At 59.5% G+C, this 19,729-nt stretch carries 30 protein-coding genes; 18 read left to right on the top strand and 12 right to left on the bottom strand.

The window, feature by feature from the left end; all coding sequences use genetic code 11:
* Positions 1 to 11: 11 nt before the first annotated feature.
* The 7 genes from EYD00_RS22945 to EYD00_RS22975 are packed head-to-tail and all read left to right on the top strand — an operon-like array spanning position 12 to position 5,680.
* Positions 12 to 614 (top strand): c-type cytochrome, encoded by a 603-nt coding sequence (locus EYD00_RS22945; protein ID WP_051674199.1) that lies wholly within the window; start codon positions 12 to 14, stop codon positions 612 to 614.
* On the top strand, positions 611 to 1,600 hold the full coding sequence (gene coxB, locus EYD00_RS22950) for a cytochrome c oxidase subunit II (protein ID WP_051674197.1): 990 nt from the start codon (positions 611 to 613) through the stop codon (positions 1,598 to 1,600). The genes EYD00_RS22945 and coxB overlap by 4 nt, the downstream gene beginning before the upstream one ends.
* On the top strand, positions 1,600 to 3,510 hold the full coding sequence (gene ctaD / locus EYD00_RS22955) for a cytochrome c oxidase subunit I (RefSeq protein ID WP_034497832.1): 1,911 nt from the start codon (positions 1,600 to 1,602) through the stop codon (positions 3,508 to 3,510). The genes coxB and ctaD overlap by 1 nt, the downstream gene beginning before the upstream one ends.
* A complete protein-coding gene (locus EYD00_RS22960; RefSeq protein WP_034497830.1) occupies positions 3,507 to 4,109 on the top strand; it encodes a cytochrome c oxidase subunit 3 in 603 nt (200 codons plus the stop codon). The genes ctaD and EYD00_RS22960 overlap by 4 nt, the downstream gene beginning before the upstream one ends.
* The gene (locus EYD00_RS22965) at positions 4,106 to 4,417 is read left to right on the top strand and encodes a hypothetical protein (protein WP_034497829.1); all 312 of its coding nucleotides are present in this window, start codon (positions 4,106 to 4,108) and stop codon (positions 4,415 to 4,417) included. Before EYD00_RS22960 ends, EYD00_RS22965 begins: the two co-directional genes overlap by 4 nt.
* Entirely contained in the window at positions 4,405 to 5,292 is an 888-nt protein-coding gene (locus tag EYD00_RS22970) for a cytochrome c oxidase assembly protein (protein WP_034497828.1), read from the top strand. The genes EYD00_RS22965 and EYD00_RS22970 overlap by 13 nt, the downstream gene beginning before the upstream one ends.
* Entirely contained in the window at positions 5,273 to 5,680 is a 408-nt protein-coding gene (locus EYD00_RS22975; protein WP_034497827.1) for a c-type cytochrome, read from the top strand. The genes EYD00_RS22970 and EYD00_RS22975 overlap by 20 nt, the downstream gene beginning before the upstream one ends.
* A gap of 4 nt (positions 5,681 to 5,684) precedes the next feature.
* Here the strand turns inward: EYD00_RS22975 and EYD00_RS22980 are convergent, their stop codons facing one another.
* Complete coding sequence (locus EYD00_RS22980; RefSeq protein WP_131258933.1) at positions 5,685 to 6,551, bottom strand: c-type cytochrome; 867 nt, start codon at positions 6,549 to 6,551, stop codon at positions 5,685 to 5,687.
* 270 nt (positions 6,552 to 6,821) lie between these two features.
* Here EYD00_RS22980 and EYD00_RS22985 point away from each other — a divergent pair, with 270 nt between their 5' ends.
* Positions 6,822 to 7,019: a hypothetical protein gene (locus EYD00_RS22985; RefSeq protein ID WP_022563908.1), complete on the top strand. Its 198-nt coding sequence runs from the start codon at positions 6,822 to 6,824 to the stop codon at positions 7,017 to 7,019.
* Positions 7,020 to 7,059: 40 nt separating this feature from the next.
* Here EYD00_RS22985 and EYD00_RS22990 read toward each other — a convergent pair whose 3' ends face one another.
* Positions 7,060 to 7,290 carry a hypothetical protein gene (locus EYD00_RS22990; RefSeq protein WP_004444504.1) on the bottom strand — a complete coding sequence of 77 codons (231 nt, stop codon included), beginning with the start codon at positions 7,288 to 7,290 and terminating at the stop codon, positions 7,060 to 7,062.
* A gap of 312 nt (positions 7,291 to 7,602) precedes the next feature.
* Here EYD00_RS22990 and EYD00_RS22995 point away from each other — a divergent pair, with 312 nt between their 5' ends.
* From EYD00_RS22995 to EYD00_RS23005, 3 genes are all read left to right on the top strand, one after another.
* Positions 7,603 to 7,860 (top strand): hypothetical protein, encoded by a 258-nt coding sequence (locus tag EYD00_RS22995; protein ID WP_034498472.1) that lies wholly within the window; start codon positions 7,603 to 7,605, stop codon positions 7,858 to 7,860.
* 11 nt (positions 7,861 to 7,871) lie between these two features.
* Entirely contained in the window at positions 7,872 to 8,567 is a 696-nt protein-coding gene (locus EYD00_RS23000) for a class I SAM-dependent methyltransferase (protein ID WP_051674195.1), read from the top strand.
* A gap of 96 nt (positions 8,568 to 8,663) precedes the next feature.
* A complete protein-coding gene (locus tag EYD00_RS23005) occupies positions 8,664 to 9,188 on the top strand; it encodes a sigma-70 family RNA polymerase sigma factor (protein WP_004444493.1) in 525 nt (174 codons plus the stop codon).
* Positions 9,189 to 9,190: 2 nt separating this feature from the next.
* Here the strand turns inward: EYD00_RS23005 and treZ are convergent, their stop codons facing one another.
* Positions 9,191 to 10,981 carry a malto-oligosyltrehalose trehalohydrolase gene (gene treZ, locus EYD00_RS23010; protein WP_034497824.1) on the bottom strand — a complete coding sequence of 597 codons (1,791 nt, stop codon included), beginning with the start codon at positions 10,979 to 10,981 and terminating at the stop codon, positions 9,191 to 9,193.
* Between the two features lie 196 nt (positions 10,982 to 11,177).
* On the opposite strand from treZ, the gene EYD00_RS23015 reads away from it, so the two are divergent.
* Positions 11,178 to 11,390 (top strand): hypothetical protein, encoded by a 213-nt coding sequence (locus EYD00_RS23015; RefSeq protein WP_034498468.1) that lies wholly within the window; start codon positions 11,178 to 11,180, stop codon positions 11,388 to 11,390.
* A gap of 24 nt (positions 11,391 to 11,414) precedes the next feature.
* On the opposite strand, the gene glgA is transcribed toward EYD00_RS23015, so the two are convergent.
* From glgA to EYD00_RS23040, 6 genes are all read right to left on the bottom strand, one after another.
* Entirely contained in the window at positions 11,415 to 12,929 is a 1,515-nt protein-coding gene (gene glgA, locus EYD00_RS23020) for a glycogen synthase GlgA (protein ID WP_034497823.1), read from the bottom strand.
* 183 nt (positions 12,930 to 13,112) lie between these two features.
* Positions 13,113 to 13,274, bottom strand: coding sequence for a hypothetical protein (locus EYD00_RS26015; protein WP_193604424.1), 162 nt, complete (start codon positions 13,272 to 13,274; stop codon positions 13,113 to 13,115).
* 121 nt (positions 13,275 to 13,395) lie between these two features.
* Complete coding sequence (locus tag EYD00_RS23025; protein ID WP_034497821.1) at positions 13,396 to 14,010, bottom strand: cysteine hydrolase family protein; 615 nt, start codon at positions 14,008 to 14,010, stop codon at positions 13,396 to 13,398.
* A 110-nt stretch (positions 14,011 to 14,120) separates the two neighbouring features.
* Positions 14,121 to 14,357, bottom strand: coding sequence for a hypothetical protein (locus EYD00_RS23030; RefSeq protein ID WP_034497819.1), 237 nt, complete (start codon positions 14,355 to 14,357; stop codon positions 14,121 to 14,123).
* Positions 14,358 to 14,470: 113 nt separating this feature from the next.
* Positions 14,471 to 15,232, bottom strand: a complete 762-nt coding sequence (locus tag EYD00_RS23035; RefSeq protein WP_034497816.1) for a Crp/Fnr family transcriptional regulator — start codon at positions 15,230 to 15,232, stop codon at positions 14,471 to 14,473.
* Between the two features lie 14 nt (positions 15,233 to 15,246).
* Complete coding sequence (locus EYD00_RS23040; protein WP_022563920.1) at positions 15,247 to 15,606, bottom strand: hypothetical protein; 360 nt, start codon at positions 15,604 to 15,606, stop codon at positions 15,247 to 15,249.
* Positions 15,607 to 15,849: 243 nt separating this feature from the next.
* Between EYD00_RS23040 and EYD00_RS23045 the strand changes: the two genes are divergently transcribed.
* The 3 genes from EYD00_RS23045 to EYD00_RS26020 all read left to right on the top strand — a co-directional run bounded on the left by EYD00_RS23045 (position 15,850) and on the right by EYD00_RS26020 (position 17,246).
* Entirely contained in the window at positions 15,850 to 16,350 is a 501-nt protein-coding gene (locus tag EYD00_RS23045) for a YciE/YciF ferroxidase family protein (RefSeq protein WP_004444481.1), read from the top strand.
* Positions 16,351 to 16,486: 136 nt separating this feature from the next.
* Entirely contained in the window at positions 16,487 to 16,822 is a 336-nt protein-coding gene (locus EYD00_RS23050) for a DUF982 domain-containing protein (protein WP_051674194.1), read from the top strand.
* A gap of 277 nt (positions 16,823 to 17,099) precedes the next feature.
* Entirely contained in the window at positions 17,100 to 17,246 is a 147-nt protein-coding gene (locus EYD00_RS26020; RefSeq protein ID WP_157951573.1) for a hypothetical protein, read from the top strand.
* Positions 17,247 to 17,317: 71 nt separating this feature from the next.
* Here the strand turns inward: EYD00_RS26020 and EYD00_RS23060 are convergent, their stop codons facing one another.
* Positions 17,318 to 17,659 (bottom strand): hypothetical protein, encoded by a 342-nt coding sequence (locus tag EYD00_RS23060; protein WP_034498464.1) that lies wholly within the window; start codon positions 17,657 to 17,659, stop codon positions 17,318 to 17,320.
* A 309-nt stretch (positions 17,660 to 17,968) separates the two neighbouring features.
* On the opposite strand from EYD00_RS23060, the gene EYD00_RS23065 reads away from it, so the two are divergent.
* The gene (locus EYD00_RS23065) at positions 17,969 to 18,742 is read left to right on the top strand and encodes a Crp/Fnr family transcriptional regulator (RefSeq protein WP_034497811.1); all 774 of its coding nucleotides are present in this window, start codon (positions 17,969 to 17,971) and stop codon (positions 18,740 to 18,742) included.
* Here the strand turns inward: EYD00_RS23065 and EYD00_RS23070 are convergent.
* Together EYD00_RS23070 and EYD00_RS23075 are read right to left on the bottom strand one after the other, a co-directional pair.
* Entirely contained in the window at positions 18,698 to 18,937 is a 240-nt protein-coding gene (locus EYD00_RS23070; protein WP_034497809.1) for a DUF6894 family protein, read from the bottom strand. The two genes, EYD00_RS23065 and EYD00_RS23070, sit on opposite strands and share 45 nt — an antisense overlap.
* A gap of 48 nt (positions 18,938 to 18,985) precedes the next feature.
* Positions 18,986 to 19,174, bottom strand: a complete 189-nt coding sequence (locus tag EYD00_RS23075; RefSeq protein ID WP_004444474.1) for a hypothetical protein — start codon at positions 19,172 to 19,174, stop codon at positions 18,986 to 18,988.
* 142 nt (positions 19,175 to 19,316) lie between these two features.
* Between EYD00_RS23075 and EYD00_RS23080 the strand changes: the two genes are divergently transcribed.
* Both EYD00_RS23080 and EYD00_RS23085 read left to right on the top strand, forming a co-directional pair.
* Positions 19,317 to 19,520, top strand: a complete 204-nt coding sequence (locus EYD00_RS23080; RefSeq protein WP_022563935.1) for a hypothetical protein — start codon at positions 19,317 to 19,319, stop codon at positions 19,518 to 19,520.
* A gap of 14 nt (positions 19,521 to 19,534) precedes the next feature.
* Positions 19,535 to 19,723 carry a hypothetical protein gene (locus EYD00_RS23085; RefSeq protein ID WP_034497806.1) on the top strand — a complete coding sequence of 63 codons (189 nt, stop codon included), beginning with the start codon at positions 19,535 to 19,537 and terminating at the stop codon, positions 19,721 to 19,723.
* Positions 19,724 to 19,729 lie beyond the last annotated feature (6 nt).

Here is a 19,729-nt window from a genome sequence, read left to right on the forward strand (position 1 = left end):
CGAGGTGCGGGATGCGGAGGAGGGAAAAGGCCAATCGTTCAGCGACACTTCCGTGGTCCGCTCTATGCGGTTCTTTGATCGGGGCAGCGGCGATCATGGGTTACTGGCGTGAACCGCGAACATTCCGCAGCGACCCTCCCGTAACGGCAGCGCTTGAGCGATTGCGCTTCATGCCCGTTCCCGTGGCCGGCGCGCCGCCGGAAGTTTATTTTGCTCTCGGCAGGCCGTTCGAAAACGGTGCTTATGATCTTTCCCAGGGAAAACGCCTCTATTCATGGTTCGGATGCCCGGCTTGCCACGGTGAAGGCGAAGGCGGCAAAGGTCCATCGTTTCTCGACGGTCAATGGATTTATGGACCATCCATGGTCTCTGTCGCGGCGTCGATCAGGGATGGCCGGCCGCACGGCATGCCGCCTTTCCGCGCCAGAATGACGACTGAAGAGATCTGGCAGCTTGCGGGATATGTGAGAACCATCGGGGCCTATTCGCCATCGGTGGCGGCCCCGGCCCGTAATGACGACCGTCAGACCCGTCCGGCTGAGAACCGGGCGCCTGCTGCCATCCTCTTCAACGAAGGGTCGGCGTGGAAAAGACCGGAGGAGCCGGTGCCTTGAAGATCGTCGCCGCTATCCTTGCTGTCCTTACCCTGCTTTCGGGGTGCGGCGACGTTCAGTCGGTGCTGAACGCTGCAGGGCCGTCAGCGTCGATGTTGAAGAATCTGATCCTCTTCATCGTGGCGGTGAGCCTCGTCGTGTGGCTGGCAGTGATCGCGATCCTGATCCTGTCTCTCGTCAGAAGCCGGCGGGTGGCGCAGGACGAGACGGCAAGTGGCAAGCGATTGCAGCTTTTCGTCACGGGCGCGGTGATGATGACGGTTTTCATTGTCGCCGGCCTGACGCTTGCGAGCTTTCTTGCAACGCGGGCCATCAGCTTCACCGGCGAGGCAGACTTGACGATACGTGTTCGCGCCCAGCAATGGTGGTGGCAGTTCATATACGAAGATGCGACACCGGATGGCGGTTTTCAGACCGCCAACGAAATGCACATCCCGGTCGGGCGGAATGTCCGGGTCTTGCTCGAAAGCCCGGATGTAATTCATTCCTTCTGGGTGCCCAGCCTTGCCGGCAAGATGGACCTCGTTCCGGGACGGGAGAATACGCTTGTGTTTCGCGCTGACAGGCCGGGTGTTTACCGGGGCCAATGCGCGGAGTTCTGCGGCCTTCAACACAGCCACATGGCTTTCATGGTCATGGCCGATGACGAGGCGTCCTATCGCCGGTGGGCCAATAAGCAGAAGGCGGTGGCCGCCATGCCGCAAGACGCAGATGCTCTGGCCGGGAAGGCCGTGTTCCTGCGCAAGCAATGCGCCGCCTGCCACACCGTCAGGGGAACGCCGGCCACCGGCACCACGGGGCCTGATCTTACCCATGTCGGTAGCCGCCGGACGATCGGCGCAGGCCTGCTGGAGACCACACGCGGCTCGCTTGCGGCATGGATCGCCAATCCACAGACGTTGAAACCGGGCAACAACATGCCGCTGGTGCCGCTTACCGGGGAAGAGTTGCGGCAGGTTTCCGCCTATATGGAGGGGCTCGACTGATGGCGGGAAAACAGACCTCCGTCCTCATGGATACCGATCTGCCGGTTCCCGGCATGGAGAGCGCGCTCGAAAAAACATGGGGGTCGAGCCGCGGTTTCTGGGGCGCGATTGGTACTGTCGACCACAAGGTGGTGGCCCGGCGATATATTGTCACGGCCTTCGTGTTCCTGATACTTGGCGGCCTGCTTGCTCTCGTCATGCGCCTGCAGCTGGCAACGCCCGAAGCGCGTTTTATCGACCCGGACCGGTACAATCAGATATTCACCATGCATGGCGCGAACATGATGTTCCTCTTCGCCGTGCCGGTCATGGAGGCGATGGCAGTTTATTTCGTGCCATTGATGGTCGGGACGCGCAACATCGCCTTTCCCCGGCTGAACGCCTATTCCTACTGGCTATTCCTTGTGGGCGGGCTGCTTCTCTGGGTCTCGTTCGTGCTGGACAGCGCGCCTGATGTCGGCTGGTTCGCCTATGTGCCGCTCGCGGGTCCGGAATATGGCGCCGGCAAACGCGCCGACATATGGGCTCAGATGATAACCTTTACGGAGCTTTCCGCGCTCTCCATTGCGGTGGAAATCGTGGTGACGGTTTTCAAGCAGCGCGCTCCCGGCATGTCGCTCGATCGAATTCCGCTTCTCGTCTGGGCAATGGTGGTCATGGCCTTTCTCGTCATCATCGCCATGCCCGCGATCATGTTCGCCAGTTCCACGATGATCATGGATCGTCTCGTCGGCACCCATTTTTACAATCCGGCCGAAGGAGGGGACGTGCTCCTGTGGCAGCATGTCTTCTGGTTTTTCGGACATCCGGAGGTCTACATCATCTTCCTGCCGGCTGTGGGCATGGTCTCCACCATCCTGCCCGCCTTTGTCGGCCGGCCGATATTCGGTTACATGCCCATGGTCATGGCGCTTGTCGCAACCGGTGTCCTGTCTTTCGGTCTCTGGGTGCATCACATGTTTGTGGCTGGCCTGCCGAAACTCGGAGAAAGTTTCTTCACTGCCTCCAGCATGGCGATTTCCGTGCCGGCCGGCGTGCAGATATTCTGCTGGCTGGCAACATTGTGGGCCGGGCGGCCGGTTTTCAAGACCCCGCTTCTTTTCATCATCGGCTTCATCGTCACCTTTGTCATCGGCGGTCTGACGGGCGTCATGGTGGCGTCCGTGCCCTTCGACACACAGGTTCACGACACCTATTTCGTGGTTGCGCATTTTCACTACGTCCTGATCGGGGGCGCCGTTTTTCCCCTGATCGGAGCCGTCTATTACTGGTTTCCAAAAATGACAGGGCGGATGATGAGCGAAACGCTCGGCCGCATCAGCTTCTGGCTGATCTTCGTCGGCTTCCACCTGACGTTTTTTCCAATGCATATTCTCGGTCTGCAGGGAATGCCGCGACGCATCTATACCTACCAGCTGGAGATGCCATGGGCGGGCCTCAACCTCTTCGTGAGCCTCAGCGCCGTCGTGCTCGCGACAGGTTTTCTCGTCTTTTTCATCGATATCGTCCGAAGCTTTGCCAAAGGCCGTCCCGCCGGGGACAATCCCTGGGGCGCCGCCACGCTGGAATGGGCAACCGCCTCTCCGCCGCCGCCCTTCAATTTCCGCTCCATACCCGTGGTGGGAAGCCGCGATCCACTGTGGGAGAACACCGGAGGACTACCTGTTGTCGCGGGGATGCGGGTGGATCGCCGTGAAATTCTGGTCACCAGCGTCGTCGAGGCGCTGCCCGAAGCCCGCGAAGCGTCCCCGACGGACTCCGTGTGGCCGTTCTGGGCGGCCATCGCAACGTCCATCATGCTCATCTGGTCCATGTTCTCCCCTTGGGCAGTCGTCTGGGGATCGATCCCGATTGCTGTAGCGCTGATCGGCTGGTTCTGGCCGAAAGGAATGGTGGAGGAGGAAGCATGAAGGAACGTGTCGCGCTCGATGTCTCCAAGCTGCCGATGTCCGGCAACGGCACCGCCAGCCCCACATGGTGGGGAACCTGCGCCTTCATGCTGATCGAAGGAACGGGCTTCGCGCTGGCGGTCGCCGTTTATTTCTACCTGATGAGCCTGGCGCCACGATGGCCGATCGACGCCCCGCCGCCGGATCTTTCAGCCGGCACGGTGCTGACAGCGCTGCTTGTCGTCAGCGTCGTTCCGAATGTCCTCGTCAGTCGCTGGGCCAGGCAGAGGCGGCTTGTTCACGTCCGTTTCGGTTTAGTCGTCATGTCCGCAATCGGGTTTGTCCTGCTGGCGGTGCGCGCCTTTGAGTTCCCAGCCCTCCAGGTGAAGTGGGATGACAATGCCTATGGATCGATCGTGTGGACGATCCTCGGACTGCACACGACCCATATTCTGACCGACCTCATCGATACCATCGTCCTGACCTGCCTGATGTTTACCCGGAATGGCGACAGCGCCCGCCGTTACGGCGATGTGGAGGACAACGCGCTCTACTGGAATTTCGTCGTCGTGACCTGGCTTCCGCTTTACGCCTGCCTTTACTGGATACCACGGCTATGACCCTGAAAACCCTCGATATTGCCGGACTGTTCGGCGCTCCCCTGATCTGGGCGTTCAACACGCAGCTCGGCCAGATCTTGCCGGCGGTCGATTGCGGCAGCCGGACGGGCTTTACAGCTGTCGCTGCCTTCCTCTCTGCCGGGATAGCGGTGACCTGCGGCGTTCTTTCGGAAAGGGGCCGGAGTTCCACGGCATCGCGAATGGCGATGTTCCTGATGTCTTTGGGCGTCCTCGTCGCGCTGGTTTTTGCCTTCGCACTCCTTCTTCAGGGGGCAGCGACATTGCTGCTGAACCCATGCGCGCGCTGACACTGATCTTTCTGTTGCTGGTCAGCGCCGGGCCGCTCTCGGCCCATGAGGGGGAGGCGCATCCGACGGCGATGATATGGACTTTCGATGGCTGGATCATCGGACCGCTGCTTGTCGCAGCCGGCCTTTTCAGTACCGGTTTTTTTCGGCTGCGGAGACGGTCGGGCACCAGCCGGTGGATGGCGAGGTCCGCCTTCGCCTTTTCCGGCGGCTGGCTTGTTCTGGTTGCTGCACTTGTCTCTCCGATCCATTCCATGGGCGAGCACCTGTTTACGTTCCACATGATAGAGCACGAGATGGTAATGGCGGTTGCCGCGCCGCTGATCGTTCTGGCGCGCCCCGTCGGTATCCTTCTCTGGAGTATGCCGCGCATGGTTCGTCGTCGTATGGCTGCGGTGATGACCGACAGGCGCGTGCGGGCCAGCTGGAATGTTCTTGCCGGCGGGGCTGTGGCAACATCTCTGCACGGGCTTGCCATCTGGGGCTGGCATGCGCCTGCGCTGTTCGATGCGACGGTGAGCGACGTGCCACTGCACCGGATACAGCATCTCTTTTTCTTTCTGACCGCGATCTTGTTCTGGTGGGCAGTTTTCTGGCGCGCGGACCGGGGGCTTGCGGCCTGGCACCTGTTTGTCACGATGATGCATACCAGCATTCTCGGCGCCCTGATCGCGCTGGCGCCACAGGTGATTTACGTGGCCCAGACCCGAGACGCGCCGGCATGGGGCCTGACGCCCTTCGAGGACCAGCAGCTTGCCGGTCTCCTGATGTGGGTGCCCAGCGGTGTCATCTATGCCGGGGCGGCACTCGCGATGCTGGCGATGTGGATTTCCCGGTCGGGCAGGGAGGACCGATATGGCGCGTCCCTTCTCTAGAACCGGGCTTATACTCGTTGCGGTGCTTTCGGCGGCGCTTGCCACGGGCATTACGGTCGCAATCGTCAAGAACGTGTCACAGCGCGGCGCCGTTGCCACGGCAATGACTGGCGGTGATGCGCGCCTGGCGCCCGGGATTTTCCGGCGCTACGGATGCACGGGCTGCCACGCGATCCCCGGCGTTGCCGGTGCGGACGGGAAGGTTGGGGGCGAACTACGTTCACTTCGCCAGCGGGTCTATATCGGTGACGGCCTCAACAACACACCGGACAACCTCATTCGCTGGATCGTCTCGCCGACGCGTTTGTCGCGGCAGAGCGCCATGCCCGAAACCGGTATCACCGAGGCCGAAGCGCGCCATGTCGCGGCCTATCTTTATGCTCACTGACGGGTCACGGATGCGGGGTTTGCCTTGCCGGCAGGGCCTTGATGTAGCGGGCAATCGCGTCGCGATCTTCCTGTGGCAACTGCGAAAGATTGGCGACCACGTCCACCATTGCGGACCCGACATGTCCGTCCTGTGGCGTCTGGCCTGTTGCGAGCATGGTAGAGATGTCGGTCTGCGTCCACCTGCTGAGACGTGCCGGCGTGATGTTTGGCACAAAGCCCGTGCCTTCCGCGTCGGGACCACCAGCGAAACGGGTTTCCGGGCGGATGGCGGCGAAGATATTACGGCTGGAATGGCATTCGGCACAGTGGGCAAGCGTCTCCGTCAGATAGGAGCCGCGATCAAGAACGGGATCGCCGGTGATCGCCTGCGGCTTGCCGACCTCGTCAAAGAACAAAAGCTTCCAGACGCCAACGGCACGGCGCAACCTGAAGGGTGGCCACAGATCATGCGGCGGCGCTTTGCCGGAAACAGGCGGCAGGGTCCGCAGATAGGCGTAGAGGTTTTTTATGTCCTCGATCTTCATTCCCGTATAGCTCGTATAGGGAAAGGCAGGATAATAATGGCGGCCGTCAGGCGATATGCCGGCGACCAGCGCATTTGCGAAATCTTCAACGGACCAGGAACCGATTCCGTCGGCTATGTCGGGAGATATATTCGGCGGACGGAAAACGCCGAAGGAGGAGGAAAGCGCCAATCCGCCTCCGAGCACGAGCGAGTCCGGCTGTCCTGGCGTGGCATGGCAGGACCCGCAGCTTGATGCCAGAAATACCAGTCTTCCCAGCTGCGGATCGCCCGGCGATGATCCGATGTCGTTCGGTCCGAAGACCGGCTTCGGCGTGGTCAAAAGCCAGCCCCCCAGGCAGGCCATCGCTGCGAGACACCATATCAACAGCCGGCCTGCCTGAACCGACAGATGAAAACCGGGAGTCTCGCGAACCATCATCGGAAAGGTCCATCGTCAGAGCATACTTTTATGATTGCGCCGGGTTCCGGCCGCACGGCTGATCCGCCGCTATCGAACTTCGCATGCCGTTTGTGGTTCCCGCGCGATCATATCGCCAGTCATGGCCGCCGTTCGGGAACAACCGGACCCGACCGTGGTTAGGCCGGCACGTTCAATCCCAATGGAGGTCGGCACGTGGACCCGGAAACTGATCACGAGACCTGCAACAGCCTGAACATAGAGGCCGCAACCCCCAAGGTGGTCAAAATCACCATCGACGGTCGGACGCTCCTCGAAGGCGTGCTGAACACCGGAAGTGTTCTGAGCGTGCAGACGAAAGAGGGCGCCGAGCCGCAATCCATCGAACTGGTTGTCGAGGATCTGGCTCGCTAGCCGCTTCGCGAACACTCGGCGCGGCAAGGGCGCCGCGTCTCTAGCCGCGAAAGTCGCCCTCGTTGCTTTCCCGCTCGTCGTAATTGATGTCCCAGTCTTTTTCCGGCTTTTTTGTGCCTGGTGGCAGCTTGTTGGCGGTTGCGTCGTCCGAGCCGGTGATGACCCTCGGCTTCGCGCTCGCAACGCCGTTATTGGTCGAGGTCTTTTTGCCGGGGGCAAACTGGGGCGCGCTGTCTTTGTGAATCTGCTCGAGCTTGTCTTTCTTCGTCATGGCATCCTCCTGTCTGTCCCTAACCTTTTTACGCCAATGCTGTTCCCTCGAACCATCAGTACGGAACCGCTTTTTGCTCCCGGGGTTAGGAGGAGAGAGCGGACCGCAGGGTTTGCGCTGCTGGATGTTTTAAAAAAAAAGGGGCTTCCGCGATGACCCGATCACAGGACGATGTCAGGCCCGAACCCCGCACAGATGACGCACGCTCGACTGAAAGCGATGAAAGCCGCAAAGACCGTGAAAAGGCGACAGAAAACGCCGAACGCGAAAGGCGATCCCGGTATGGACGCGACGAAGACAAGGAGAACAACGATGACGGAATCCGCAACAACCACCGATCATGACACGATACGGAAATGGGCGGAGCAGCGCGATGGCCACCCTGCCAAAGTGGACGTCACGGGCGATGGAGGGATTCTCAGGATCGATTTCGGTGAGCCGGAGGATGCGCTGAAGGCCATATCATGGGACGAGTTTTTTGAAATCTTCGAGGACAGGAAGCTGGCATTCCTTTATCAGGACAGAACGTCGGGCGGCGAGAGCCGCTTCAACAAGTTCATTTCACGCTGAGGGAGAGGCGAGTGAGCGACGAAACGGTATCGAGCATCCCGAACCCGGCACAGCAGCAAAAGGCATATCGGTTCTGGGCCCCGGTTTATGACCGTGTGTACGGCTTCTTTCTCAAGCGGGCGCAGATGGAGTTGGCCAGATGTGTGGGTGGTGCCGGTCGCGACATTCTGGAAATCGGCGTCGGCACGGGGCTGGTCCTTCCGCTTTATCCTCCGGCAAGCAACGTGACCGGGATCGACATTTCAGCGGACATGCTCCGGAAGGCCAAAACAAAGGTGGCAGGCGGTTCACTGCCGCATGTGAAGGCACTGCATGTGATGGATGCCTGCGAAACCACGTTTCCGGATGCGTCCTTCGACGTGATTTCGCTGCCCTTCGTTATCACCCTCATTCCAGATACCGGCCGGCTGCTTTCCGAATGCGCCCGAGTGCTGAAGCCGCGTGGCGAGATCGTCATCGTCAGCAAGATCACCGACAGCAGCGGCGCAGTTCGCCGCATAGAACAGATCGTCTCGCCGGTGGCCCATAATATCGGGCTCAGTTCGGCATTTCGTCTGGACGGGATTGAGGACTGGTTGCGCCGCAACCCGTCTTTCCATCTGGCGGAAAACAGGACGATTCCCCCAACCGGGTATTTTCGTCTGCTGCGTCTTTCCCGCTCGTCGCCGGAGACGTCTGAGAAGGCCGCGCCCCCTTCGGGTCACTAGGACCTCTGGCACCGCCGAAAAAATACGCATTGTACGTTGGCGTACGGCAACCAAGCGGTAGATGGGCCATTTCCCTTCTATGTGAAAGGAAGGACCATGGCCAAACACGCTATAAATGAAGAGTCCGGCCCCGCACTAAGCGAAGCGCAACTTGAGACCTTGCGTATCGGAATTGCCGATCTCGCGCCAGCGCTGACGGCGTTTGCGCGTCGTTTCGTCAGAAATGACGAGGATGTCAACGATCTCGTTCAGGAAACCATGATGCGGGGGCTTCGTTCCCTGCACCGCTTCACCCCCGGAACAGCCCTGAAATCGTGGCTGTTCACCATTTTGCGGAACACCTTCTGTACCCGATACAAGGTTGCAAGGCGCGAATGCGTCGGGCTGCCGGCGGGAATAGAGCAAACGATGTCGGTCCCCGCCAGTCAGGAATGGCGGATGGAGCACGATGAAGTCATGCGCGCAATCCGCGATCTGGATGCGGATCAGAAGAAGGCGCTGCTGCTCGTTGCCGGAGGAACGAGCTACGCCGATGCAGCCTCCATCTGCGGCTGCAGGGTGGGCACCATCAAGAGCCGCGTCAACCGCGCCCGCGAATCCCTGCGGCGCAATCTCGCCTGACATCAGCGGGCTACCGCGAACAGCACACTGTAGCTGCAGGATTTCCCCGTTTGCCCGTCGATGTCGCCAAGCCGGTGGACGATTTCCCCTTCCACCGGTGGCAGATCCGCCTGAGCATCGGATAAATTTGCCCTGAGCTGCAACCGGCCGGCCGCAAACGCCCAGTCTATGGCAAGCGTTCGCGCAGGCGAACCGAGTGCCGTCCCGCCTCCGAATTCCGAAGCGAGCAGGGGCCAGACATACTGCCGCCGCTTTGCAAGCAATCCCGCAAGGATCTCGCTTGCCCGTCTCCCATCTTCCTCATCGGCCTGACGCCAGTTCAAGGTAGAGAGGAGCCGCGTGCGCACATCATTGGGGTCCTGGACAAGATCGCGCGCGTTTTCGGGAAGAGCTCCCTGAAACATTTCAGCCTGCCGCAACCGCCCTTTTATCGCGGCTTCCCGATCGTGTTGCGGGTGGTCGGAAAAGAAGTAGAAGGGCTGCGTCGATGCGTGGTCGTCGCCCATGAACATCAGCGGCGTTTGGGGGGAGAGCAGGAGAATGCACTCCAGTATATCGAAAAGAGCTGGTTCGAGCAGGGCACGCAGTCTTTCGCCGCAAAGCCGGTTTCCGGCCTGATCGTGATTGTGAAGGAAATTCACGAAGGTTTGCGGGGATAGATGATCGCTGCGTTCGCCGCTCCCCGCAAAGTCCCGGGAAGGGCGCGGATCGCCCTGATAAACGAAGCCGGTCGCAAGCGACCGACGAAGCAGGCTCTCCGGGTTCGAAACGAAATCCTGATAAAGACCGCCATCTTCGCCAGTCGTCATGACGTGGACGACGTGATGAAAGTCGTCGTTCCACTGGGCGTCTACCAGCGGTGGAGCATCTTCTTCGGGCGTCATCGGCTTTGCCGTGTTTCTTGCATCCTCTATGACAAGATACACATGCCTGCCCGTCACCTTGTGCCTGATCGTCTGGGCAAGCTCTGTCAGGAAATCCACCTCACCGCCGCCGCCGGCCAGATGGTCGGCGGCATCGATCCGCAACCCGTCAAAACGGTAGGTCTGAAGCCAGTAAAGAGCGTTTTGCAGGAAATATGATCGCACATCCACGCTGTCGAAATCGGGAGCAGGGCCCCAGGGCGTTTCGTTTTTCTGAAAAAAGTCGGGCGCATAAGTTTGAAGGAAGTTCCCCTCCGGCCCGAAATGATTGTAGACCACATCCAGCAAAACCATCATCCCCAGGCCATGGGCCGCGTCTATAAAGGCTTTGAGGTCGTCCGGCGATCCATAATCCCGCTGCGGCGCAAATTGCAGAACGCCGTCGTAGCCCCAGCCGCGATCTCCCTGAAAACTCGCGAGCGGCATCACCTCAATGACGGTGATACCGAGTCCAGCCAGTCGTTCCAGCTTCTTTTCGGCCGCCCGGAACGTCCCTTCTTCCGTGAACGTGCCGATGTGAACCTCGTAGATCACAGCCTCGTGCCACGGCCTGCCGGTCCAGTTCTCATGCTGCCACGCAAAGTCGTGATCGATGATGGTTGACGGGCCGTCCAGGCCGCCTCCCTGCCAATGTGAGGCCGGATCGGGGATTTCGCGCCCGTCGGGCAGAACAAAGCGATAGGTGGCGCCGTCACTCACATCCGCTGCAATGGCTTCGTACCAGCCGTTCCCCTCAGACCGCATTTCGTATTCCGCGCCGTTTATAACGAGCCTCGGCGCATCAGAACCGGGCGCCCAGATGCGAAAGCGCGCATCTCCTGCAGCATCGAATTGCACGCCCCATTTGCGATATTTCATTGCGTTGAACATTCACGGAACCTCCAGTCAGCCTCGTTTGATCCTAACCGGATCGCCGTCGGTCGGTTCCTGCCTCCGCACCGGGAATATGCTGATGAAAGGAACAAACGGGTTTGGCCGTCGTTCGCCGTTGAACAGCCAAAACGACGGCTCGGCGGGCATAGCTTGCCGCCCGATCGCTGACCTGAAGACAGAAAGAGACGGTGACATGACACAGGAAACCGACCTTGCCGACTTTCTCCGCGTGGCAACGGACGACGAATTATTCCACAAGATGCGCGAACTCGAAGCGAAGAGCGAGAAGGAGGGGCTGGAGGAAGTGGAAGCACTGGTGGAATTGACAGCCACGGCGATCGAAAACCGGTTTCCTGGCCAGTCGCTCGCTCCCTATGTCCGCTGGAAACAGGACCGGCTCCTCTGATGCGCGGTAAAGGCGGCGTTTGCCTTATTGTCTGGCCTGCCGCCGCTCGATACGCATTCTCGCGAATGCGTCCGGCAATATGTCGGGAAACGAAAGTGACTCCTGCGGCTCTTTGCTGACAAGTCCTTCAAAAAGCGCCAGATATTGCGCCGCACTCTTTTCCCAGGAAAAGTTGGCACGCATGGCCTGGGCCTGGAGGCGCTTAAAGAGTTCCCTGTTGTTGAACGCAGCGATGGCGCGCTCCAGCGCCGCCCGCAGGTCGTCGATATTTGCCGGTTCGAACTGAAAGCCGGTAGCAACCCCCGCATCTATGGCGGCGTCGTTGGCGTCGATGATCGTCTCGGCCAAACCTCCGGTGCGGCTGACGATGGGCAAGGCGCCATATCGCAATGCGTAAAGCTGGGTCAGGCCGCATGGTTCGAAGCGCGAAGGCTGGATGATGAAATCCGACCCCGCATGGATCATGTGGGCCAGACGTTCGTCATAACCAATATGGGCACAGACCATTTCCGGATATCTTTTCGACAGCTCACGCAGGCCATCTTCCAGTTGCCCGTCTCCTTCTCCGTGAACGATCAGCCTGCCTTTCCGCGCGATGATGAGGGGAACAACATCGAGCAAGAGATCAACGCCCTTTTGCCAGGTGAGGCGGCTCACCACACCAAATACCGGACCCTGTGTGTGGGCAAGGCCCAGAGCCTGAAGCAGCGCATATTTGTTCAGGCTCCGCCTTGCCACGGTGGCCGACATGAAATTCGCGAGAATGAAGGGATCGGTCGCGGGATTCCAAACATCCTGATCGACGCCGTTGACGATGCCGCGCACACTTTCGCTTCGCGTGCCGAACACGCCATGCATGCCCATGCCGGCTTCCGGCGTCAGGATTTCGCGCGCATAGGTTGGACTGACCGTGGTAACGGCCGATGCTGTCGTCAGGCCGCCCTTCAGAAAAGAGATGTCGCCGTAATATTCGAGGCATTCCACCGTGCAGAGCTCGTCCGGAAGCCCCAGAACCCTTGCGCGCGAAAAAGGATATTGACCCTGAAATGAGAGGTTGTGAATGGTCAGGACGGTCGGCACCTTGCCCGGCGCCGCGTCGGCGAGATAGACACAGGTCAAGGCGGCGTGCCAGTCGTGAACGTGGACGATATCCGGCCTCCAACCGGGCATTGATCCAAGGGCAATGTCCGCCGCGGTCTTGGACAGGACGGCGAACCGGAGGTCGTTGTCCGGAAACGGATGGTCCTTTTCGCCGTAAGGATGCCCATCCCGGTCAAAGAGGTCGGGCGCATCGAGCAGCAGCAAATTCTTCTGGTCGGCAACGAGCGAATATACCGTAACATCCTGTCCCAGCACGCTCCCGGAGAAGCAGGGCTGGTGCCCGCGGATGAGGGGACGCAGTTTGCGATAGAGCGGCAGCAGCGTGCGCACCTCCGCACCCAGTTTGGCAAGCGCGTCCGGCAATGCTCCCGTCGTATCGGCCAGCCCGCCGGTCTTGATGAAAGGGAACATCTCGGCCGTGACGGCAAGAATCTGCATGAATGCCTCCGCATTTCGTCGATCTGTCATCGTGAGGAGACGCGGGGCTTCTATTGTTTGCAAAGCCTCTCGCCGCTTTAGTGGGTGTGCCGTGTCACGGGGGCAGGCGGCGGCGCTCAGAAGGACGGCCGGTCCGCAGTTCTGCCTTGGCGCCGCGGAACGCTATCGATCCTGCTGATGTCCCTAATGGGTGGTGTTGATTTTTATGTTGGCCTGTCGTCCCGTGCGGGTGGAGGCGTTCTTCTCCGTCGCAGAAGAGGCTTCCTCCGCATTGAGGCGCTCATTGTCGCCCGGGCCCTTGTCCGTTTGGTTGTCTTTCGGAATGGGGAGCGTTTTTCTGGTCATTTTGAACCTCGTTCGCATCTGGTGCTGATCGTTTCGATCGAACGACTCGAACCCTGCTTCCGAGCGATTGTTCCCGTCCGTTTCGTCGCGGTCGCTAATTTTCCGCGCGGCGTTTTCGGGGCTAGTCGCTGCGCAGGAATTCCTCTTTGGCCTGAAGCCAGTCCTGCGTGCTGACGAGGGTCAATTGTGCCGCGAAACGGCCCCTCAAAACCGTCAGCGAGGCATCATGCGTTGCATCGCGTGCGCTGCAGACGGCGTCCTCAAGCAGGAAGATGCGATACCCCAGATCCACCGCCCCCAGCACGGTTGCGAGTACGCAGACATCCGTTTCCCCACCGGATATGACAAGCGTGCCGACCCCTTGGCCTACGAGTTTTCGGTGCAGGCGACCGTCCGTCCAGGGGGAATAGGTGGTTTTCAGGAATTCTTCCGCAGGTGGAACGTAGCCCGCGAAATCGCGGACGATATCGGTCATTTCGGGGCAAAGATACTCGCCGGTCATCATCCACCATTTCTCATAATAACGCCCCCACCGCCCAGAGGCGGCGTCGGCATCCGGCGGTGGGATGAAGCGGGTGAAAATGGTCGTGTGCGGCGAGTTCTCAACCACCCGCCCGACATTGTCGATGATGCGCGGCATCCAGTCCACGTGCCATGGCGTCTCTTCCGCAAACATGCGCTGCATGTCGATGCAAAGATGACACCACCGGGGAAAGAGGCCCTCTTCAGAATTCATGGGAATGTCCGAATGATTTGTGGGTCAGCTACCGTCAGCTAACAATCCGGTCCGCCGAAAGTTCCGCCCGCACGGCCGCCTTAGCCCGGCCGCATCGACGACCCAAGGGCCTACGCCCGGCGTTGGCCGGTGCGCCTCATTCTGAAATAAAGCGCCGACATTTCATGGAGCTTGCCGGGATCGACAATGCCGCGATTATACATTTTGAGGACGTAACGGGCGAGGTCCTCCAAGCAAAGGCTGGGATCGTGCTCTCCGGCCAGGACGCTGTCATAAGCCGACTTGACCGTATTGATATCGTCATTCAGGAAGATACCCGAACTCTGATAGGCGCGATAGGCGGACAATTTCACCTCCTTGGCGGCTGCGTTTGCGAGGCCGAAAAAGGGATCACGTGTCTATCTTATACGGAAAAGAGTGGAGGTAAATGGTCGTGACCGTACCGAAGGCGCCGATCTGCCTATAATGCGAGATTATGTCTTCCGGCCACTTCGGGTATCTGCGCATGAAAGCGCGCGAATACCCGCGCACTTTCCTCCTCTGCCAGCCCGTAATATTCCTGCGCATACGTTTCCAGCGCTTGCCGGTCCCTTATGGTGATTTTCGCTCTCTCGGCGCGGATCAGGCGTTCGCTTTCGAGGACGTGCAGCGCGTCCGTCACGCTCGGGCGCCTCACCGCCAGCATCATCGACAGGAAATCGTGGGTCAACTGTAGCTGGTCGCCACGCACGCGGTCGTGACACATCAGGAGCCAACGCGCCAGGCGCTGGCTGACCGTGCCTGTGGCGTTGGCAGCGGCCGTGCATTCCACCTGCGTCCTCGCGACGTGCGAGGCGCAGATCACGATGTCCGAGAATATTTGATGTTTCGCCATCAGGCTGCGGAAAACCTCCACGTCCATAGCCACCGCCTTGCCCGGCGCCTGAACGACGATCTCGGTTAAGTTCTCCTCCGCGCCGGCGAGTGCGCCGGTGGGTATGAAACCTTCATGTCCGACGATGCCGCTCTCGGTTTTCCGTCCTGATCTGGAAACTACAACGATGGATGCTATGCCCGAGGCGAGAAAAAGCACGCGATCGATGCGCTGACCGGCTGAGAAAAGTTTGTCGCCAAGCGAAAGTGTCAACGATGTCGACGCCTTCAGCACCTCGCTCCGGATTTCCGCATCAAGAAGGGAAAGGAGGAAACCCGTTTCTTCTCGCCCGTTGCTCCGCTCCAGCATAACACTTTGCCTCGCTAGTGTCTTATGCCCCCTCCCTGCGCCATCAAGGCGGAGACAATGTTGTCTATGTCCTCTGAACGTGCGGAGAGCACAAAAGGTCCCGGTTCGCTCTCGAAGACCGGTCGGGGCACGAAAAACAGGTACGGAACGGCCTTCTCTTCAAGCTGATCGGTCAGACGAAGCATGATCTCCGCCTCGTAGCGGACATCGATGATAGCGGCGGAAAACAGCAGCGTATCGTCATTTTCCATAACGTCGGCCGGGTAGGGACCTATCAGACCGACCTGCGCTCGGGACCAGGCTTTTGCTATTTCCGGTGTGACTGTGTCGGCCGCGCCGATGACCATTATAGGGAGACGCTTGATAGTCTGCATGCCTTGCTCCTCGCACGCCACCGGCAATGCGTATCTCTATTCAATACTATAATGTCTAACTAACCGTAGTCGGTTCATTCGATTTCATCAAATATATGCGAGACGGCACTACTGTGTAGTTCTGAACATGCACCGACGATGAACGCGGCACGTCCGGATGCGCTTTTTTCAGGTCTTTTCAGCCAGAGCGGAACAATTGTGGGCACGCGGGGTTCGGGGCGTCGTTCACTCAAGGAGACGTAAATGGCTAGTCAAAAAACGCTCGATGATCTGTTTCTGGATGGCCTGAAGGACATCTATTATGCGGAAAAACAGATACTCAAGGCCTTGCCGAAAATGGCGCGCGCCGCGCAGCTCGAAGAGGCGAAACAGGGTTTCCTGCAGCACCGGGATGAGACGCAAGGCCAGATCGAGCGTCTGGAGCGCGTGTTCGAAATCATCGGCAAGAATGCGCGCGGCAAGACGTGCGAGGCCATTCAGGGCATTATTGCGGAAGCCGAGGAAATCATCGAATCCTTCAAGGATTCGCCGGCGCTCGATGCGGGCCTGATTGCCTCCGCGCAGGCCGTCGAACATTACGAGATTGCCCGTTATGGCACTCTGGTGGCGTGGGCGGGTCAGCTGGGCATCGACGAAGGCGTTCCGCTGCTTCAGGCAAACCTCGACGAAGAAGGCGCAACCGACAAAAAACTGACGAAACTCGCCGCGACGGTAGCCAACCCGAAAAGCCAGAAAGCGGCCTGACGGAAATAGCGCTGGGTCCGTCTTCCGCATTTAGGATGCGGAAGTCGACCCGTAAGTGACGGCGCGGGCTATTTCCGCGTCCGAACCCTGCATGGTCCACGACCGCGTGGCAAATGCCACGGCGATGGAGAAATAGATGACGACAATTCCGCTGCTCGGCGCATATCCGCTTGAAATTTTTCTGGGCGGCCGCTGCTTCAATGTTTCTGGCGTGGATGAGGCGGTTCGTTTGCTGGAGGAGGAATGGCCTGAAAAGGCAGGCGTCCATTACGCTCGGGCTTTGAGGAGTTGCCGCCTGGCCATGTTGAGAAACGGCTCTTCGGCGGTTGCGAGAGAGCATTTGATTGCAGCATGCCTGGAGGCCGGTATTCCGCTTGGCCCATCGTCACGTATCGAAAATACTCAGCTGCCGCTCTTTCCGGGGACGAAAGCCGGCAGCAAAGGGAGTTTGGCGGCCGCGCCCCAACGCTGAGACCCGGAACAGAAAGCACGAGGACAAGATGGCCGAGCCACGTGACCGCATAAAACCGGAAGAGGACCTCAATCGCCCTGTCAGCGACGAGTTGGATTCCAAATATTCGCCCGTCGGCGTCGATGACGGTGACTTTCGCGGGCGGAAGCGAACATGGAAGAGGATGATGATATATGCTTTGGTTGTCTTCGCATTGGCTATCGTGATTGCACTATCTTTCCTTGTCGGAACGCATCCTGGCCGCGTATCCTGACAAGTATCCCGCGAGGAGAGGCAGATGAGCGAACGGACGGATGAAAAATCGATCTATTGGACGATTGTCGGCGCCGACACCAATACCAATGAGGGGCTGGCGCGATTGCTAGGCGCCATCCTGATCTTCACCCTTATCGGCGGCTTTCTCGTCTGGCTGTTGGCCGGCTGAACCGGCGCCTGGCGGATAGATGGAGCGATGCCGTCCGTCATCTTTTTCGGACGGCATCCATACCGTGTCCCTTAAAATTTTCCACTGACCAGGTCCCGGCCTTCAATCGAGACCGGCGTGTTTATCTCCCCGCGCCTGCGTTCCAGGGGAATGTCTACCTGGTAAGGCGCGGCGACTGTCAGCCGGAACGCTTCACCGTTTCGGCGCGATAACGCCCGGTCGGTCGCCATGACGTCCGTCGTCGAGTGACGCAGTGGCATGGCTTCGTCCACAAGGATGAAGTCCATGTGCCGCGCCTTCGCCGATGTTACCGCGAGATGACAGCTTGGATAAACAGCCTCCATGACACTGCCGACCAGAACGGCCCAGCCATTTTCATGTGCCATGATCTCACATTCGATCTTCTTCTTCATTGCCATCAATCCTCCCTTTCGGCAGTGCCTAACCACGCTTGAAGAAGCTTGTTCCCGCGGCTGGAAATGAATGCTGCCAGCAGACCGCTTAAGATCGTCCCGAGAGTTTTCTCAAAGCGCTGATAACTTACCCATAAGCGAACCGTAAGGTCGCCTGCATTGATGGGATTCTGGTTTTGCCCGGTTCGATCGCAAGGCCGCGATGGTGCCCAAGGGTACGGAAACGTACATGGCATTTCCTTGCAATTTCAAGCTGCTAAGTTGCCGCGCGTTTGGTGTCGTCGAGCGAGGGGGAAGCGGGTAACGGTTATGCCTGGATCGAGTATTTTTGCGCGCAACCGATTGCTGAGGGCGTTGGGTGAAGAGGGGTTTTCGCGGCTGGTCGCCCGGATGGAGATGATCAATCTGCCCGTGGGCTATCAACTGGTCGGCGCCAACACGCCCATCTCGCGCGTCTGTTTCATTGAGAGCGGTATTGCTTCGTCCGTGGCCCGGACGGAAGGCGGCAAAAGCATGGAGAACATGCTTGTCGGCCGCGAGGGCATGACCGGATGGCCTGTTCTGCTGGGCGCGCGGACAACGCCCGACGAGACGACGATGGGCGTCGCGGGCGAGGGGTTCGTCATCGCTGCAGCCGATCTCAGGCGCGAGATGGAACGGGACGCACGCCTTCGCGACCTGTTGCTGGGATATATCAATATCTGTCTGCTTCAGGTGGGTCAGCTTGTCCTCGCAAACGGACAATATGCCCTGCGTGAAAGGCTGTCCCGCTGGCTGCTCATGTGCCACGACCGGCTCGACACCGATGATTTGCCCATTACGCATGAGTTCATGTCGAGTGTATTGGGGGTGCGACGGCCGGGAATCACCAATGAGCTGCATATCCTCGAGGGCATGCGGGCCATTCGGGCAACACGCGGCAATGTGCGAATCATCGATCGCAAGGTGCTCGAGGAGACAGCGGGGGTGACCTATGGTGTCCCCGAAAGGGAATATGAAAGCCTGATGGCGCAATGGCGGGCAGAGATTCCCATGCCCTCAGGGCTTCCTGTCGAGGGCGTCGGCGAAGGGAACCACTTTTAAGAGCTCGCGGGCCGAATTGCGGATCACGACGCATCCTTCCGAGATGTCGCGTCCCTGAAGGATCGCCTCGCTCATCAGTTCGCGGGCGTCCTTGTGGGCTTCCTCTATGGCCTGATCGAGCGAGGCGAGATCACTTCCCTCGTCATCATCGAGCATATGCTGGCCACTGACGATGCTGAAGAAAAACCTTGGCATTGAAGTGTCCCCAGAACCTGACGGCTTCCGGCGGGTTTCCGCCCGCCGCTAACCGAATTCCCGCAAAATCTGCGCCTGCTTTTCCAGCCGCCCGGCAAGCTCGGAAATGCTCATGTTCGTCGCACAGAGATGGATTGCGCATTCAAGGAACTGCAGCGACGACCGCCTCAGGAAGTCCTGCTGCTGCTCATACACGATCCGGGAGATGCGATCGGGCTCATGGGGTTTGTCCGTCATCATCGTGCTCCACCAGTTTGTGTCAAAACCGCCTAACTTCGACCCGGCGGAATGGTTTCGAAAAATTCGCCCCGGTCGCCGGGCCGGGAACATTGCCCGGGCTGAGTGGTTCGGGATCAGCGAAACGACTGAGGAGGCAAAAATGGGTAATAATTCGCCAAGCGACGGTGCGCCTGGCACCACCGACCAATCGCCGCGCTGGGAGGGGCCGGAAGAAAACAGGCCGCGCGGCTACCTGAAGCCCAAGGACGATCCAGAACGTGACAGGGACGCCGTGGGCGAAAATCTGCGCGATCCAAGGAAAAAACGCGTCTCCGACGCGATGAAGACCAAGGACGACCAATAGGACAGGAGGAAACGATGTCGACCTCGACAAAGACACCGGCAAGTATCCGCCAGGGCGGCCCCGGCGCGTCCCATGAGAACGCCAAGGCGCCGCTGGACATCAAGAAGCCGCCGGCAGACAGCGACAGGCGCTCCCAAAGCAAGGTCTCCGGCGGTGGCGGCGAGCGCGACAGCCACCACACGCATGATCCGAAGCGAAAATGACGCCGG

Origin of the sequence: Agrobacterium sp. 33MFTa1.1, assembly GCF_004328495.1 — a bacterium.
Taxonomy (GTDB): Bacteria; Pseudomonadota; Alphaproteobacteria; order Rhizobiales; family Rhizobiaceae; genus Agrobacterium; species Agrobacterium pusense.